Source organism: Thermoleophilum album, from assembly GCF_028867705.1.
Lineage (GTDB): Bacteria > Actinomycetota > Thermoleophilia > Solirubrobacterales > Thermoleophilaceae > Thermoleophilum.
The window spans coordinates 1,139,167-1,155,424 of sequence record NZ_CP066171.1; the positions used below are offsets into that span (position 1 = coordinate 1,139,167).

General features: G+C 69.7%; 13 protein-coding genes, 1 tRNA gene and 1 riboswitch. Of the genes, 8 read left to right on the top strand and 6 right to left on the bottom strand.

Going from position 1 to position 16,258, the window contains the following annotated elements; translation table 11 throughout:
• Window positions 1-90: 90 nt before the first annotated feature.
• Window positions 91-1,107 carry a ribonuclease Z gene (gene rnz / locus JDY09_RS05350; protein ID WP_274715899.1) on the bottom strand — a complete coding sequence of 339 codons (1,017 nt, stop codon included), beginning with the start codon at window positions 1,105-1,107 and terminating at the stop codon, window positions 91-93.
• A gap of 52 nt (window positions 1,108-1,159) precedes the next feature.
• Between rnz and JDY09_RS05355 the strand changes: the two genes are divergently transcribed.
• Both JDY09_RS05355 and JDY09_RS05360 read left to right on the top strand, forming a co-directional pair.
• Window positions 1,160-1,232: transfer RNA gene (locus JDY09_RS05355), tRNA-Arg, on the top strand.
• Window positions 1,233-1,383: 151 nt separating this feature from the next.
• Complete coding sequence (locus tag JDY09_RS05360) at window positions 1,384-1,755, top strand: zinc finger domain-containing protein (protein ID WP_274715900.1); 372 nt, start codon at window positions 1,384-1,386, stop codon at window positions 1,753-1,755.
• Here the strand turns inward: JDY09_RS05360 and JDY09_RS05365 are convergent.
• The 3 genes from JDY09_RS05365 to thrC all read right to left on the bottom strand — a co-directional run bounded on the left by JDY09_RS05365 (window position 1,737) and on the right by thrC (window position 4,352).
• The gene (locus JDY09_RS05365) at window positions 1,737-2,744 is read right to left on the bottom strand and encodes an NAD-dependent epimerase/dehydratase family protein (RefSeq protein WP_274715901.1); all 1,008 of its coding nucleotides are present in this window, start codon (window positions 2,742-2,744) and stop codon (window positions 1,737-1,739) included. The two genes, JDY09_RS05360 and JDY09_RS05365, sit on opposite strands and share 19 nt — an antisense overlap.
• 6 nt (window positions 2,745-2,750) lie before the next feature.
• Window positions 2,751-3,029 carry a ubiquitin-like small modifier protein 1 gene (locus JDY09_RS05370; protein WP_274715902.1) on the bottom strand — a complete coding sequence of 93 codons (279 nt, stop codon included), beginning with the start codon at window positions 3,027-3,029 and terminating at the stop codon, window positions 2,751-2,753.
• Window positions 3,030-3,107: 78 nt separating this feature from the next.
• A complete protein-coding gene (gene thrC / locus JDY09_RS05375; RefSeq protein ID WP_274715903.1) occupies window positions 3,108-4,352 on the bottom strand; it encodes a threonine synthase in 1,245 nt (414 codons plus the stop codon).
• A gap of 75 nt (window positions 4,353-4,427) precedes the next feature.
• A riboswitch (SAM riboswitch) is annotated at window positions 4,428-4,544 on the bottom strand.
• Window positions 4,545-4,664: 120 nt separating this feature from the next.
• Between thrC and JDY09_RS05380 the strand changes: the two genes are divergently transcribed.
• Genes JDY09_RS05380 through JDY09_RS05405 form a run of 6 tightly spaced genes read left to right on the top strand, consistent with a single transcriptional unit; the run spans window position 4,665 to window position 11,371 of the window.
• Window positions 4,665-5,684 carry a magnesium transporter CorA family protein gene (locus JDY09_RS05380; protein ID WP_274715904.1) on the top strand — a complete coding sequence of 340 codons (1,020 nt, stop codon included), beginning with the start codon at window positions 4,665-4,667 and terminating at the stop codon, window positions 5,682-5,684.
• The gene (locus tag JDY09_RS05385) at window positions 5,675-6,241 is read left to right on the top strand and encodes an HIT family protein (RefSeq protein WP_274715905.1); all 567 of its coding nucleotides are present in this window, start codon (window positions 5,675-5,677) and stop codon (window positions 6,239-6,241) included. The genes JDY09_RS05380 and JDY09_RS05385 overlap by 10 nt, the downstream gene beginning before the upstream one ends.
• 12 nt (window positions 6,242-6,253) lie before the next feature.
• Complete coding sequence (locus tag JDY09_RS05390; protein ID WP_274715906.1) at window positions 6,254-7,636, top strand: phosphomannomutase/phosphoglucomutase; 1,383 nt, start codon at window positions 6,254-6,256, stop codon at window positions 7,634-7,636.
• Between the two features lie 8 nt (window positions 7,637-7,644).
• Complete coding sequence (locus JDY09_RS05395; protein WP_274715907.1) at window positions 7,645-9,279, top strand: MFS transporter; 1,635 nt, start codon at window positions 7,645-7,647, stop codon at window positions 9,277-9,279.
• A 14-nt stretch (window positions 9,280-9,293) separates the two neighbouring features.
• Window positions 9,294-10,388, top strand: coding sequence for an MBL fold metallo-hydrolase (locus JDY09_RS05400; protein ID WP_274715908.1), 1,095 nt, complete (start codon window positions 9,294-9,296; stop codon window positions 10,386-10,388).
• On the top strand, window positions 10,385-11,371 hold the full coding sequence (locus JDY09_RS05405) for a diacylglycerol/lipid kinase family protein (protein WP_274715909.1): 987 nt from the start codon (window positions 10,385-10,387) through the stop codon (window positions 11,369-11,371). The genes JDY09_RS05400 and JDY09_RS05405 overlap by 4 nt, the downstream gene beginning before the upstream one ends.
• Window positions 11,372-11,411: 40 nt before the next feature.
• On the opposite strand, the gene JDY09_RS05410 is transcribed toward JDY09_RS05405, so the two are convergent.
• Together JDY09_RS05410 and recJ are read right to left on the bottom strand one after the other, a co-directional pair.
• A complete protein-coding gene (locus JDY09_RS05410) occupies window positions 11,412-13,775 on the bottom strand; it encodes a RelA/SpoT family protein (protein ID WP_274715910.1) in 2,364 nt (787 codons plus the stop codon).
• Window positions 13,776-13,785: 10 nt separating this feature from the next.
• On the bottom strand, window positions 13,786-16,257 hold the full coding sequence (recJ, locus tag JDY09_RS05415; protein WP_274715911.1) for a single-stranded-DNA-specific exonuclease RecJ: 2,472 nt from the start codon (window positions 16,255-16,257) through the stop codon (window positions 13,786-13,788).
• Window position 16,258 lies beyond the last annotated feature (1 nt).

Consider the following 16,258-nt stretch of genomic DNA (forward strand, 5'->3'; position numbering starts at 1 on the left):
CCGCGCCCCCCGACCGGCACATACGCGACCGCGGCGCGGCGCGCCCGCCCGGCGACCGTTAGGCCGCGACCGCGGCACCTCTCGCCGCTGTCACTGGGGACCGACCGACCCGGCCCGGAGGTCGGACGATGCCGGAGCGAAGTCGGCGTTGCCGCCAGCCGGCGCCGGCCGCGCAGAGTGCTCGACGAGCCGCGGCTTCCCGCGCTCGGGAAACGGCACTTCCAGCCGGTCGAAGTCGCGCGGCACGAGCGTTGTGGCGAAGACCGCTTTCGCCTCCTCCGCGAGCAGCTTCGGGGGGTAGCGCGGCGAGAGATGGGTCAAAACGAGCGTGCGCGCCTCGCACTCCCGCGCCAGCTCGGCCGCCTCGCGGGCGGTCGAGTGCCGCGTCTTGCGCGCGCGGGACCGGTCCTCTTCGGCGAACGTCGCCTCGTGGACCAGCACATCGCAGCGCCAGGCGGCTGCCCTGAGCAGTTCGCACGGCCGTGTGTCGCCACTGAAAACGAGCTTGCGTCCCGGTCGCGGCGGACCCATCACCTGTTCGGGCTTGACCGGGCCCTTGCTGCCCGTGACTGTCTCGCCGCGCTGGAGCCGACCGAAGTCCGGTCCGGGCGCGACGCCGAGTTCCTGGGCGCGCACCGGGTCGAACTGCCCCGGCCGCTCGTCCTCGACGATCGCGTAGCCGAGTGCGGCGACGCCGTGATCGACCGCGAAAGCACCGAGCCGCCAGCCGTCGTACCGGAACTCGGCGGGCGGGTCGATCTCCTCCACCACCACTTCGTACGGAACGCGCCCAACCACAGATCGCAACGCTCTCAAGAGCGACGCGAGGCCGCGCGGGCCGCGCACGACGAGCGGAGTCGCGCGCTCCAGCAAGCCCCAGGTCTTGAGCAGCCCGGGCAGCCCCAGGACGTGGTCGGCGTGCAGGTGTGTGACGAGGATCTCGGGGATCTCGACGAGACCCTCCGAGCGCAGAAGTTGGCGCTGCGTCCCCTCGCCGCAGTCGATCAGAAGGCGGTGCCCGCCACGGCGCACGAGCGTGGCAGGCAGTGCGCGGCGCGCGGTCGGAACCGAGCCGGCGGTACCGAGAAAGAGGATCTCGAGTTCCACGATCGCGCAATCTTTGCGCCTCGCGGCGCCACTAGACTGCTTCGTTGCACGAGCGCCCGTAGCTCAGTGGATAGAGCGCTGGCCTCCGGAGCCAGAGGTCACAGGTTCGAATCCTGTCGGGCGCGCTGCCCCTTCCCGCTCGCAGGCGAAGGCTGCGAGCGCTAAGTCCGCGGCGCAAGTTTCGCCCCTCTCTTGCGTTCTCCCTTACGGGGGCACGGCGGGTTCGGCAGCGGTCGGATCCGCCGCGCACACGCCAACCGCCAAGGGGGACGCAGGATGTCGAACCAACCGCTCGAGCTGGGAGCGACGGCGACGTTCGGCGTGCGCCGTCTCGCACTGCGCCGCTCCGCTAGCGACGATGCTTTAGCCGCGGACTGGCTTAAGCTCGCTCGGCTCCCGACCGCTAAGCCCGTCCAACAGCGCGGCGACCGTGCTACCCGCGACCGTCGGCGCGAGCCGGCCCCTGCGGCCGCTCAGCGCGCCTTCGAGCGGGCGCTCAGCGTGCCGTGCCCCACCTGCGGCATGGCCGCCGGTGTGCCTTGTGTTCCGGCGTCGCTGACCGAGCCGCACTTGGCGCGCTTGATGCGCGGTGCCGAGCAGGCGCGCGCCGCCTACCGGCACCACCACCGTCACGAGCTTCGGGCGTGAGGGGAATCGAGCGCGGCTAGGTACCGGCGGTACCAGTCGTAGCTGCGACGAAGCCCCTCGCGGAGCGGCACGCGCGGCCGCCAGCCAAGCTCGCGCTCGATCGCGCTCGAGTCGAGCCACTGGGCGTCGATCTCGCCCGCTGGGGTGCCCTCCCCCAGGATCTCGGGCTCGAGTGCGACACCGGCAATCGCGACGAGCTCGCGCACGATCTCGATCACGGCCGTGGGCTCGCCGCTGCCCGCGTTCCAGGCGCGCCCGTGCAGCGCGCGATCGGCGAGCGAGCGGGCGACCGCCAAGTACGCCTCGACGGCGTCGTCGACGTAGATGAAGTCGCGCTTGGGCGAGCCGTCCGAGCGCAGGACTGGCCTTCTGCCCTCGGCCAGGGCGCGACACGTCTCGGGCACGATGCGTGACCAGTTGACGTCGCCCGGCCCGTACACGTTGGCTAGGCGTGTCACCGCCACCGGCAGCTCGTAGGTGAGCGCGTACGACCGCGCGATCAGGTCGGCGCACGCCTTCGACACGTCGTAGGGGAATGTCGGTCTGAGTGGCGTGTCTTCCTTGTAGGGCAGCTCGTCGCTCGGCCCGTATGCCTTGTCCGAGGAAGCGACGACTATCGCTCGCAGGCGGTCGGGGATGCTGCGGCACGCCTCGAGCAGGACGTAGGTCGCGCGCACGTTGGACTCGAACGTCGACAGCGGCGCGCGACGCGCGGTGCCCACGATCGTCTGCGCAGCGAGGTGGAAGACGTACTCGATCTCCTCTTCCGCGAGCACGCGTTGGACGCTCTCGACGGAGGCGAGGTCGCAAGCTACGAGCTCGCAGCGCTCCTCGATCCCCTCGCGTCGAAAACGCGAACGCGGGTGGACGTCGCGGCGGGGAACGACGACCCGCGCGCCCGCGGCGAGAAGGCGCTCGCAGAGGTGGGCGCCGACGAACCCCTGGCCGCCGGTGACCAGCACCGAAGCGCCACCGAACGGCACGGTCACACGTTGTTACCGACCGCCCGCGACGGCCGGGAGGATGGTCACCTCGTCGCCGTCCTTTACCGGCGTTTCGAGGCCGTCGAGGAAACGGATGTCCTCGCCACCCACGTAGACGTTGACGAAGCGCCGCAGGGCACCGTCGTCGGAGATTCGGTCGCGCAGCCCCTCGTAGCGTTCGTAGAGGCGGTCGAGCACCTCGCCGACCGTGGTCGCTCCGTCGATCACGGCCTCGGCCTCGCCGCCGGTCACCGAGCGCAGCTGCGTCGGGATCTTCACTGTCACACCCATCGCGTCAGCGAACTCTAACGGTGCTCTTCAACCGCTGCCGGTCTCTTGTCGCGCCCCGTGCTGCGTGCCCGCGCACGCTTAGCTCGCGGCGGCGCCCGCCAGTCCGAAGGCACGGTCGAACGCCTCGAGCCGCGGTTCGATGCGTACGACTTCGACAGCGTCGGCGATCGCGTCGAGCGTTTTCAGGCCCTCGCCCGTGTTGAGCACGACCACGCGCTCGTCGGGAGCGATCTTTCCCTGTTCGGCGAGCTTGCGCAGCACGGCCACGGTGACGCCCCCCGCCGTCTCTGGGAAGATGCCGGTCGTCTCGGCGAGCAGTTCGATGCCCTCCACGATCTCGCGGTCGCTCACAGCCTCGATCGTGCCGCCGCTACGCCGTGCGAGCTCGAGCGCGTAGGGCCCGTCGGCCGGATTGCCGATCGCCAGCGACTTGGCGATCGTGTTCGGTTTCACCGGCCGGCAGACGTCCCAGCCGTTCGCGAACGCCTCGGCGACCGGCGCGCAACCCGCCGCCTGCGCACCGCAGAAGATCGGGCCGCCACGCTCGGGCCTCGCGACCAGCCCGAGCTCGACCAGCTCGTCGAAGGCGCGCGCGATCTTGGTGAACATCGAGCCTGAGGCGATCGGACAGACGACGCGATCGGGCAGTTCGAACCCGAGCTGCTCGGCGATCTCGTAGCCGAGAGTTTTCGAGCCCTCGGCGTAGTAGGGGCGCACGTTGACGTTGACGAAGGCCCACTCGCGCTCCGCCGAAAGCTCGGTGCAGAGGCGGTTGACGTCGTCGTAGGTGCCCTCGACGGCCACGATCTTGGCGCCGTACACGCCGGTGGCAAGGACCTTCTCGCGCTCGAGATCGGCCGGTATGAAGACGTACGCGTCGAGACCCGCCGCCGCAGCATGCGCCGCCACGGCCTGGGCGAGGTTGCCCGTCGATGCGCAGGCGACCACCGAGTAGCCGAGCTCGCGCGCCTTGGCGATCGCCACCGCCACGACCCGATCCTTGAAAGAGTGGGTGGGGTTGGCGGCGTCGTTTTTCACCCACAGCTCGCCAAGGCCGAGGCGCTCGGCCAGGCGGTCGGCCCGGACGAGCGGTGTCAACCCGACCGGCAGCGGGCTAGCCGGCGGTGTCTCGAAGGGCAGCAGATCGGCGTAGCGCCAGATCGACGCCGGCCCGCTTTCGATCCGGGCACGCAGCGCTGATGCGTCGATAGCGCTCAGGTCGTACTCGACCTCGAGCGGCCCGAAGCAGCGCTCACAGACGTAGCGAGCGTCGAGCGGATACCTCTCTCCACACTCTTTGCACCGCAGTGCCTCGACGGCCATCTTGACCCCCTTGTCGACCGAAGATCCCTCGCCGCTTCCGTTCCTTTGTGACGAGGGCTTCGCCCGAAGCACTTCGTCACATCTCCCGGGCCGCCCGGCCCGCTTGGAATTGGCACCGTTCCCGACCGCGCCGGGCCGAGATGGTTGCCGGGGTTTCACAGGGCCAAGTCCCTCCACCCCTCTCGATGTGAGCGGCGCTATGTGAGGCGGCAAGCATAGCGCCTTCTCGCCCTGTGGCGCGAGGGAAAAGCACGTACGGGCTCTACAATCGACGGGTCATGACGGTCCCCGAGGAGCCCCTCAGTCGCAGCGATGCCGAGCGTGCCGAGACCGCGCATACGCCGCACGAGCCGCGCTCGCCTCGCTGCCGCGACTCCCTCGCGGACGCCGCTTAGGGACGAGCCAAATATCGCCGAGGTCGAGTACGACGGGCTGCGCTGGATCAACATCGAGCGCCCGGGGCCGCTCGAGCGTGCGTGGCTCGAAGAGCACTTCGACTTCCACCCCCTCGACTATGAGGACGTAGCGTCGCGCAACCAGCGCCCAAAGATCGACGAGTACCCCGACTACCTCTTCATCGTTCTGCACTTTCCCGTGTTCGACAAGGCGGTCGGCCGTCTCAACGCGGCCGAGCTAGACATGTTCGTCGGTCCGGACTATCTGATCACCATTCCCAACGAGCCGATACCCCCGGTTTCCTACCTGTTCGAACGCTGCACGTCGAACTCCGACTTCCGCGAGTCGCTCTTGTCGAAGGGGCCCGGTTACCTCCTGTACAGGATCGTCGACGACGCGTTTGATTACTGCTTTCCGATGTTGCGCAAGATGGGCAACAAGCTCGAACGGATCGAGGAAGACATCTTCGAGGGGCGGTCGCGCGAGATCGTGCGCGATATCTCGAACGCCAAACAGGAGATCATCAACTTCCGCAAGATCGTCCGCCCCCAGCGCGCTGTGCTCAACGACCTCGAGCGCACCAAGCAACGTTTCATCAGCGGCGATCTCGAGATCTACTTCGACGACATCGTCGACGCGTCCGAGCGGATCTGGGACGTTCTCGAGAACTACAAAGAGGTGATCGAGGCGCTCGAGTCCACCAACGAGTCGGTCATTTCGCACCGCGTGAACGACATCCTGTTGGTGCTGACGGCGATCAGCGTGGTCGTCCTGCCGCTCACGCTCGTAGCGAGCATTTTCGGCATGAACGTCGGCCTGCCCGGTGGTGGCGATCCCGCCGCCGGCCCCTCGACCAGCTTCTGGATCATCATCGGTTCGATGGTCGTGATGCTGCTCGGCATGTTCGGCTACTTCAGGTACCGGCGATGGCTGTAGCGGAAGACGGCAAGCGACCGCTGTGGGCGCCGTGGCGGATCGCCTACATCCGCGGCCCGAAGAGCGCGGAGTGCATCTTCTGCACAAGCCCCCGCCAGGCGAGCGGGCGGGAAGAGCTGATCGTCCACCGGGGCGAGCGCTGTTACGTGCTGCTGAACGCCTTCCCCTACGCGCCCGGCCACCTGATGGTCGCGCCCTACCGCCACGTCGGCGAGCTCGACGCGCTCGACGACGACGAGCTCCTCGAGCTCCAGACCCTGACGCGCGACTGCGTTCGTGCGCTGCGCCGCGCGTTCGCGGCCGACGGTTTCAACATCGGGATCAACCTCGGGAAGGTTGCGGGCGCCGGGTTCGCGGCGCACCTCCACCAGCACGTCGTGCCGCGCTGGCAAGGGGACAACAACTTCATGCCGGTGATCGCCGACACGCGTGTGATCAACCAGTCACTGGAAGCGGCCCGACAGGAAATCCTCGCCGCTTGGCCGACGGGCGCCGCGAGCGCGAGCGGCCCTCGCGGTGGCGGGCGCAGCACTGAAAGCGACGGGGCGAGCAGCTAGATTCCCGCGGGCGTGCCCGGCACCGCAGTCGACAGCTCGATCTTCAAGGCTTACGACGTTCGCGGGCTCTACCCGAGCCAGATCGACGCGTCCGTCGCCGAGCGCATCGGGCGCGCCTTCGCTGCTGTTGTGGCGGAACTCGAGGGGACCCCGGTTAGCGAGCTCAAGCTCGCGCTCTGCCGCGACGTGCGCACCTCGGCGCCGGAGCTCGCCGAGGCATACGCCCGCGGCATGGCAGCCGCCGGAGCCGACGTGCTCGACATCGGCATGACACCCACCGAGGTCCTCTACTACGCGGTGGGATCGCGCGGTCTCGACGGCGGGCTCGCCTGCACCGCCTCGCACAACCCGCCGGAGTGGACGGGAGCGAAGCTGGTGCGCCGCAACGCGGTCGCGCTGTCGGGCGACAGCGGCATCGCCGAGCTCCGGGCTCTCGTCGAGGCTGGCGCACCGAGCGCCGGCGAGGGCGGTGCGGGCGAGATCGCGCGCGCCGACCTTCTCGACGAATACCGCGACCACGTTCGTGCCTTCATCGATCCGGCCAGCGTGCGATCGATGAAGGTCGTGGTTGACGGCGGCAACGGCGTAGCCAAGATCGGTGTCGGCCCGCTGCTCGACGAGCTGCCGCTCGAGCTCGTGACGATCGCCTGGGAGCCCGACGGCCGCTTCCCCGAGCACGAGCCGAACCCGCTGTTGCCCGAGAACCGTCAGCTGGTGATCGACCGCGTGCTTGCCGAAGGGGCTGATCTAGGCATCGCCTGGGACGGCGACGCCGACCGTTGCTTTTTCATCGACGACCAAGGTCGCTTCGTCGACGGCGACTTTTTGACGGCGCTGCTCGCCGAAGCGATTCTCGCGAAGGAGCCCGGCGCGACGATCCTCTACGACGTGCGCGCCAGCCGCGCGGTGCGCGACGTTGTCGAGCGGGCCGGTGGCACCGCGCTCGTCAACCGTGTCGGGCACGCCTTCTTCAAGGCTCGGATGCGCGAGACCGGCGCCGCCTTCGGCGGCGAGGTGTCCGGTCACTACTACTTCCGCGATTTCTACTGCTGTGACTCGGGCACAATTCCGGCGCTGCTGGTGCTCGAGCTTCTGTCGCGCCGCGGCGCCAAGCTGAGCGAGCTTCTCGCCCCCCTGCGCAGCCGCTACTTCATTTCCGGCGAGATCAACTCGCGTGTCGCCGATCCCCAGGCGAAGATGCGCGAGCTCGCCGAGCGTTACTCCGACGGTGAGGTGAGCTGGCTCGACGGGGTTTCGGTGGACTACCCCGACTGGCACTTCAACGTCCGCCCGTCCAACACCGAGCCGCTTTTGCGTCTCAACCTCGAGTCGCTCGTCTCGCCCGAGCACATGGCCGAGAAGCGCGACGAGGTGCTCGCGCTTATCCGCTCCTAGGTCGATCGGTGCGCGGGGGCGCGGCCTCGGGCTGGGCGCCGCTGCGCTACCCCACCTGGCGGCGCCTGTTCGTGGGGCAGCTCACGTCCCACGTCGGCACGTGGATGCAGCTGGTCGGTGCGCAGTGGTTGATGATCGATCTCGAGGGTTCGGCGCTTGAGGTCGCGCTGGTGCAAACGGCGGTGAGCCTTCCCGTCGTGGTGCTGGCGCTCCCAGCAGGAGCGCTCGGCGATCTCGTCGACCGCCGTCGTGTGCTCGTCGCGAGCCAGTCGCTGGCGCTAGCTGCCGCTTTGGCACTGGCTGTCACGACCTTCAGCGGTGCAATCGACCCGGTGACGTTGCTCGCGCTGACCTTCGCTGTCGGCCTGGCCGACGCGTTGCGCCGTCCCGTGTGGCAAGCGGTGCAGCAGGAGCTCGTGCCGCGCGAGCTTATCCCTCACGCGGTCGCTCTGAACTCGGCGTCGGTGAACGCGGCGCGAGCGGTGGGACCGGCGATCGGCGGCGTGGTGGTGGCGGCTGCGGGTCCGGGCTGGGTGTTCGCTGCGAACGCGGCGTCGTTCCTCGCGGTGCTCTTGGCGGCGTCGACCTGGCGGCGAGAGCCGCAACCGGCGTCCCGCGAGCGGCTGCGCGGAGCGATCTGGGCGGGCGTTCGCTACACGCGGGCGTCTCCGCGGATGCGCCGGGTGCTATCCCGCACCTTCCCCTTCGCGCTTTTCGCCAGCGCGCTGTGGGCGCTCTTGCCGCTCGTGGCCGCGCGCCGTCTCGGGCTCGGCTCGGACGGTTACGGGCTTTTGCTCGGCGCTGTCGGCGTCGGAGCTCTCGCCGGCGTCATCGCGATCCCGCATCTGCGTGCTGCGCTCGGCGCCAACGGGACCGTGACCCTCGCGATTGCGGTGCTCGGCGTCGCGCTCGCGGCGATCGCCACCGCCCGCGCCTTTCTGGTCGGCGCGGCAGCACTGACGTTCGCGGGCGCGGCATGGATCGCCGCGGTGTCGTCGCTCAATGCCAGCGCGCAAACCGTGCTTCCCGCCTGGGTGCGGGCGCGCGGCCTAGCTGTGTTCCTGCTCACGCTGCAGGGCGGGCAAGCCGCCGGGGCCGCGCTGTGGGGCGCGCTCGCCGAACACTCCGCCCCCACCCTCCCCTTGTTCGTCGCCGCCAGCGGGCTCGCCGTGACGGCTGCGGTCGGCCTCTCGCGACCCGTACGCGGCGGCGAGGATCTCGATCTCAGTCCTGCCGAGGGGTGGTCGGAGCCGCAGCTTGCGTTCGAACCGGAGCCGGCCGTCGGGCCGGTGCTCGTCACCGTCGAATACATCGTGCCGCAAGCGGCGCAGCCAGCGTTCGAAGCGGCGATGCAGCCGGTTGGCCGCGCGCGGCTTCGCGCCGGCGCGCGACGCTGGCAGCTCTTCCGCGACCTCGCCGATCGCGAGCGGTACGTCGAGACGTTCCTCGTCCCGTCCTGGGAGGAGTACCTGCAGCTAAGGCGACGCGCCACGCTCGCCGACTTGCGTTTCGAGCGCCGAGCCCGCGCCCTTGCGGCGCGCGAGCCGCGAACCACCCACCTCGTGGCGGCCGAGGCCGCGGCGCGGATGCGCGACGGTCAGCCGTCGGACACCGCCAGCACCTCGCCGGCGGAACGGCGGTAGTTTCCCCGCCCGTCATGCCCGAAGCGAAAAGCGAGCGTGGGGAGCGCGCGAGCGCGAGAGCCGGCGCCGGGGCGCAAGGGTCGGCACCGCGCACCGCCGACACTGACATCGCTCACGCCGAGGGGTGGGCCACCGCCGAGCGTCTCGGCATCCACCGGCTCGCGATCCCCACGCCGTTCGCCGTTGGCCGCGTCAACGTGCTGTTGATCGACGACGAGCCACTCACGCTTGTCGACACCGGCCCCAACTCGGGCACGTCGTTGAACGCGCTCGAGCGTGGTCTCGCCGCGCTGGGACGGCGGATCGAGGACATCGAGCTCGTCCTCGTCACCCACCAGCACATCGACCACACCGGCCTCGTGCGGATCGTCGCGGAGCGATCGGGCGCCGAGGTGGCGGCGCTCGACGCGACCGCTCCGTTCATCGAGCGTTACCGAGAAGAGGCCGAGGCGGAGGACGCGTTCGCGCACGCGATGATGTTGCGCCACGGCATCCCGAGCGACGTGGCCACCGCGCTGCAGTCGGTCTCGCGCTCGTTCCGCGGTTGGGGCGCAAGCGGGCCCGTACACCGCGTGCTGCGCGACGGCGACATCGTCGAACTCACGCAGCGCCGGCTGCGCGTGCTGCACCGTCCCGGGCACAGCCTCTCGGACACCGTCTTTCTCGACGAGCAGCGGGGCGTCGCGATCCTCGGCGATCACCTTCTCGCCCACATCTCGTCCAACCCGCTGCTGGCCCGTCCCCGCGAGGGCGAGCGCGAACGCCCGCGCGTCCTCCTGCGCTACCTCGAGTCGCTCTCGCGCACGCGCGAGCTCGATTTCGCGCTCGGCTTGCCGGGCCACGGCGAGACGATCGCCGACCACCGTGCGTTGATCGACGAGCGCTTCGCGCTCCACCGGCGCCGCGGCGAAAAGATCCGCCGCTTGATCGCCCAGCAGCCACGCACCGCCTACGAGATCGCCCAGGAGCTGTGGGGAAACGTGGCGGTGACACAGGCGTATTTGACGTTGTCGGAGGTGCTCGGCCACCTCGATCTGCTGCTCGCCGAGGGGCGCGCCAGAGAGATCGAGGCGGACGGCGTCGTGCGTTTCGAAGCGGCGGAAACGTGACCAGCACTCGCCAAGACGCGGCGATCTCTCTTTCGGTTCTCGAGCGTCCGACGCGCAAGCGCCGGATGCTCGTGATCGTCAACCCCTTCGCGACAACCGTCTCGGCGCGCCTGCGCAACCTTGTGGTTCACGCTCTCGAGTCGCGCTACGACGTGACCGCGGTCGACACCGAGGCGCAAGGCCACGCCACCGCAATCTGCCGCGACGCTGCCGCCGAGGGCTACGACGTCGTGTGCGCTTTCGGCGGCGACGGCACCGTCAACGAGGCGGCGAACGGCCTGGCCGGCACTTCGACGCCACTGGCGGTCCTCCCGGGTGGATCGGCAAACGTTTTCTGCCGCAGCCTCGGCGTTCCCGGCGACGTCGTCGACGCCACCGAGCACCTCTTGCGCCTCGCCGACACGCTGCCGGTGCGAACGGTCGACCTAGGGCAAGCGAACGGCCGCTACTTCGTCTTCACCGCTGGTGTCGGTCTCGACGCCGAGGTGACCGAGCGCGTCGACGCCCACCCGCGCTGGAAGGCGCGGTTCGGACCGTGGTACTACGCAACTGTCGCTGTCGACCTCTTCACACGCCGTTACCTGCTCGGGCGCCCACCGCGCATGCGCATCGCCCTCGCCGACGGGCGACAGCAAGAGGCGATCACGTGCATCGCCCAGAACTCCGACCCCTACACGTTCTTCGCGCGGCGCCCGGTGCGCGTGTGCGCCGACGCGGCGCTTGACAGCGGCACGCTCGCTTTCGCCGCACTCGACCGCATCGGTCCCCTCGAGGTTCCGTCGCTCGCGGCGCGCCTCCTTACCGGCAGCGCTCGCGCCGTCTCCCGCCACCGACGGATAACCGACCTCGGCGCCGCCACGTGCGCCGTCGTCGAGAGCCTCGACGGGCGGCCGCTGCCGCTGCAGGTCGACGGCGACTACCTCGGGCGCTGCGAGCGCGTCGAGCTGCGCGCACAGCCAGCGGCGCTGCGCTGCGTGGCCTGAGCGCGCCGCCTCGCCGGCGACCGGCCGCGGCAGACCGTCCTCAACCGGTCGGCGTGACCCGGTAGGCGTCGAACACCGACTCGACGTTGCGCAGCTTCTGGATCACGCCCTTCAACACCTTCGTATCGCCGACCTCGACGACGAAGCGGTTCTTGACCATCGGATGGTTGACGGTGCAGCGCGCCTCGACGATGTTGAGGCCCGACTCTGAGAAAGTTCGCGAGAGGTCCTCGAGCAGACCGGTCCGGTCCCAAGCGGCGATCTCGATCTCGGCCCGGAACGACGTCTCGGCGTCGCCGTCCCAGGCCACCGGCGTGAAGCGCTCGGCCGAGCTGCGCCGCAAAGCGCGAGCGTTCGCGCACTGCTCGTGGTGGACCGTGATGCCGCGCCCGAGCGAGATGTAACCGCAGATCGGGTCGCCCGGCACGGGACGACAGCACTTGGCGATCCGCACCGGCACGTCGTCGATGCCCTCGACACGAATCCCGTAAGCCGACGCCGCAGCCGTACGCCGCGGGCGCTTCTCGCGACGCGAAAGCAGCTCCGCCGAGGCACCCTCGCTGTCGCCGAGGCTCTCGCCGCGCTTGAGCCGCTGCATCAGCTTGTTGACAACGACGCGCGGCGAGATCTTCTCCTCGCCGAGAGCGACGTAGAAGTCGTCGGCCTTGCGGAACCCCATCTCGCGGATTACGTCCGCGAGTAGCGACGAACCGACGAGCTTCTGTGGCGGCAGGCTGTGGCGACGCAGATGCTCGTGCAGCACCTCGCGCCCGTGGCGTTCGGCGTCCTCGCGGCGCTCGCGCTTGAACCAGGCGCGGATCTTCGACTGGGCACGTGTCGACTTGACGAGCGACAGCCAGTCGCGCGACGGCCCGCGTTCCTTCTTCGAGGTCAGGATCTCGCAGATGTCGCCCGAGCGCAGCTGGTAGTGCAGGGGCACGACCTTGCCGTTCACCTTGGCGCCAACACAGCGGTGACCGACGTCGGTGTGCACGGCGTAAGCGAAGTCGAGCGGCGTCGACCCGGCCGGCAGCGACTTGACCTCGCCCTTGGGCGTGAAAACGAAAACCTCGTCCTCAAAGAGGTCGCGCTTCAGCGTTTCGGTGAACTCGCGAGGGTCCGACAGTTCCTGCTGCCAGTCGAGCAGGTGCCGCAACCACTCCATCTTGTCCTCGGGCGCTTGCCCGCCCGCTTCTTTGTAAAGCCAGTGCGCCGCCACACCGAACTCGGCGGTGCGGTGCATCTCGTGGGTGCGAACCTGGATCTCGAGCGGCTTGCCCTCTGGACCGATCACCGTCGTGTGCAGCGACTGGTACATGTTGAACTTGGGCATCGCCACGTAGTCCTTGAAGCGGCCCGGCATCGGCTTCCAGAGGGCGTGGATGACACCGATCGCTCCGTAACAATCCTTCACCGAGTCGACGAGCACGCGCATCGCCGTGAGGTCGTAGATCTCGTTGAACTCACGGCCTTTGCGCGTCATCTTCGTGTAGATGGAGTAGAAGTGCTTGGCGCGGCCCGAAATCTCGGCGGGAATACCGACCGCGGCTAGCTCGCGCTTGAGGATCTCGCCGGCGCGTTCGACGTAAGCCTCGCGCTCCGCACGCTGTTGGCTTACAAGCTCCTTGATTTCGTTGTATTTGCGCGGGTGGAGCGTCTGGAAGGCGAGATCTTCGAGCTCCCACTTGATTGCGTGGATACCGAGCCGGTGCGCGAGCGGAGCGAAAATGTGGAGCGTTTCGCGCGCCTTTTCTTGCTGCTTGTGGCGCGGCAGCGACTGGATCGTGCGCATGTTGTGGAGACGGTCGGCGAGCTTGATCAGGATCACCCTGATGTCCGCCGCCATCGCCACGAGCATCTTGCGGTAGTTCTCGGCCTGACGCTCGTCGCGGCTCTGGAAAGTGACACCGCTGAGTTTGGTGACACCGTCGACGAGAGTCGCGATCTCACCGCCGAAGAGCGCCTCGATCTCTTCCAGCGAGGCGCTGGTGTCCTCGACGGTGTCGTGGAGCAGTGCGGCGCAGAGCGTCTCGGTGTCGAGACGCATACCGGCGCAGATCTTCGCCACACCCACGGGATGGACGATGAACTCCTCGCCCGACGCGCGCCGCTGGCCGGCGTGACGTTCGCAGGCAAACACGAACGCGCGCTCGACGAGCTCTTGATCGACCGGACGCGCAGCCTCCTCGGCGTGCTCCTCGACGACGGCGAGGAGGTCGCCGAGCAAGGTGCGTTGCTCGGCGGTGAGACGGTCGACCGGCCCGGCCGGCGCGTGATCGCGCGCGACGTCGACCGGTAGCCGGTCGAAGGTCGAGCTCGCAGCGCCGCCAGCGTGCGCCGCGTGCCGCTCGTCGGCGACGGGCCCGTCCGGCCGTGTTGGCTTCTCGACCGCGCGTTCCGCCATCGCTCCGAGTCTAGAGTCGGCTTGAAGCCGCCAGTTCTCTACCCCCGGCCCCGGTCGCCCTGGCGGCCGCGCGCTCGAGAGCGTCGAGGTGGCGCCGACAGCGCACGAAGGTGGGCGAGCGCTCGAGCTCGATGCGGCCAGGTGCTGTGGCGACCAGGACAACACGGTGCGGGATCGGCGCGGGCCCCTCGATCACGACGAGGCCGAGCTCGCCGAGCGTGGCGAGCAAGGCGTGGACGAGCGACGGCGGGCGGCCGTGCCGGTAGCGACCGTGCAGCGCACGCGCGAGCTCATCCCCGGCGAGAGTTCCCCTGGCGGCGGCGAGCGCCTGCCAAAGCTCACGCAAGTGCGGCCGCAGATCGAGCCGCCAGCGCCACACGCTGAGCGCGAAGCGCAGCTCGCGCTCCCCCCACAGCGCGTAGGCCCGCCGGCCGCAGGCGAGCGGCGCGAGAGCGTCGGGGGCTACCAACGCTTCGGGAAGCGGCGGTGGGTCGAGCGCCACGATGCGCTCGTAACCGTCGGCAAGCGCGGGGTCGGCTAGAAGCTCGTCCCACTCCGCTACCGCCGTGTCCGTGCCCAAACCGAGGCGCGCGAGGCCGTCGCGGCGGCGCGCGCTGTCGGCGACTGCCACGAGAGCGGACGCCGAGCCGTCGACCAGCCAATTGAGTCCCATCACCGGGTCGGTGCCGCGTAGGTCAACGACCTTGACGTCAGCGCTCGTGGCCTCGCGCGCTGACCGCGCTGCAGTGCTGATTACAGATCCGCCGCGCGCACGCACGATCGCCGGTCCTGCGGACGCATAGCTACGGAAAGCGACGACGCGCGCACGCGCCTCCAAGAACCCGCCGCGTGCGTTGCGCTCGAGGCGCAAGGCGACCTCGCAGCCCTCGCGCGCAAGCGGTTGCAGCTCACCGGGTCGCACCCCGAAAGCGACCGCGTCGGCGCGACCGCTGGTGTCGGCAAGCGTCAAGCGGGTGTGCGTGCCGTTGCGCCCGAGCGCAGCGACCCGCTCGGCACGCACACCGCGGACGAGCAGAAGCGGCGGCGGGTTGCCTTCGCCGAACGGACGCAGACGCTCGAACTCGTCGGCGAGACCGAGGGTCAGGCGCGACAGCGTGACGACGGCGTCGACACGGGGCCGCAGCCGCAGATCCTCGGGCGAGAGGGTGCTGGCCGCGAAGCGCTGGAAGGCGTGTGTGAAGTCGTCGAGCGCAGCTGTCGGCAGTTCGAGGCCGGCCGCCAGGCGGTGGCCGCCGTAGCGCGACAGGTGATCTGCACAGGCGACGAGCGCGGCGTGCAGATCGAACACCGGCAGCGACCGTCCCGATCCGCGGGCGCGCTCACCCTCGATCGCCAGCACCAGCGCCGGCCGTCGCCAGCGCTCGACGAGCCGGGACGCGACGATCCCGACGACGCCGGGATGCCAGCCCTCGCCGGCGACGACCAGCGCCGCCTCCGCCGCCTGACGAGCGCACTGGGCTTCGGCCGCGAACAGCGTTCGCGCCTCCTCCTCCTGGCGGCGGCGGTTGAGGGCGTCGAGCTCGGCCGCGATCTCGCGCGCCCGCTCGGCGTCGTCGCATAGCAAGAGGTCGAGTGCCGCGTCGGCGCGCTCGATACGCCCGGCGGCGTTCAGGCGCGGTCCGAGCAGAAAGGCGAGCTCGCGCTCGCCGACAGCGGCCGGCTCGGTGCCTGCCGACTCGCAGAGCGCGCGCAACCCCACCGACCGTGTCGCCGCGAAGGCGCGCAGACCATCGCGCACGATCGTGCGGTTCTCGCCGACGAGCGGCACAACGTCGCAGACGGTCGCGAGCGCCGCGAGTTCGCGCGCGTGCGTGAGCACCTCGTCCTCGTCGGCACCGCAAACGCGGGCTACGAGCGCGAAAAGCTTGGCGGTGACAGCGGTGGCGCACAGCGACTCGGTCGGATAGCGTTCGCTGCCGAGCGCCGGGTGGACGATCACGGCGTCGGGAAGCGCGGCGCCGGGGCGGTGATGATCGACCACCACCACCTCGATACCGAGCTCGCGCGCACGGGCGATCTCGGCTGTCGCGGTGATACCGCAGTCGACGGCGACGAGCAGACGACAGCCGCGAGCCGCCAGCCGTTCGACCGTCGCTAGCGACAGCCCGTAACCCTCGTCGCGTGCGGGAAGGTGCCAGGCAGCCTCGCAACCGAGGGCGCGCAAGGCGCGCACGGCAACAGCGGTGGCAGCGACCCCGTCGACGTCGTAGTCGCCGTGAACGACGATCCGCTCCGCCGACGCCACGTGGCGCCCGATCAGCTCGGCTGCGGCGCGAGCGCCAGGCAGAAGTTCGGGGTCGTGGCACTCGTCGGCGGCCAAGAAGCGACGAGCGCTCGCGACGTCGGCGAAACCACGGCGCGCTAGTACCGCCGCCAGCTCGAGGGAGACCCTGAGTTCGGCAGCGAGGCCGCGCACCGTGTCGGGGTCGACCCGCTCGATCAGCCAGTTGTGCGCACGCACG

Bases quoted from the DNA above. Each gene is read 5' to 3' on its own strand.
- JDY09_RS05360 (WP_274715900.1), top strand. From the start codon at position 1,384: ATGTCGAACCAACCGCTCGAGCTGGGAGCGACGGCGACGTTCGGCGTG.
- JDY09_RS05370 (WP_274715902.1), bottom strand. From the start codon at position 3,029: ATGGGTGTGACAGTGAAGATCCCGACGCAGCTGCGCTCGGTGACCGGC.
- thrC (WP_274715903.1), bottom strand. From the start codon at position 4,352: ATGGCCGTCGAGGCACTGCGGTGCAAAGAGTGTGGAGAGAGGTATCCG.
- JDY09_RS05380 (WP_274715904.1), top strand. From the start codon at position 4,665: ATGCCGAGCGTGCCGAGACCGCGCATACGCCGCACGAGCCGCGCTCGC.
- JDY09_RS05385 (WP_274715905.1), top strand. From the start codon at position 5,675: ATGGCTGTAGCGGAAGACGGCAAGCGACCGCTGTGGGCGCCGTGGCGG.
- JDY09_RS05400 (WP_274715908.1), top strand. From the start codon at position 9,294: ATGCCCGAAGCGAAAAGCGAGCGTGGGGAGCGCGCGAGCGCGAGAGCC.
- JDY09_RS05410 (WP_274715910.1), bottom strand. From the start codon at position 13,775: ATGGCGGAACGCGCGGTCGAGAAGCCAACACGGCCGGACGGGCCCGTC.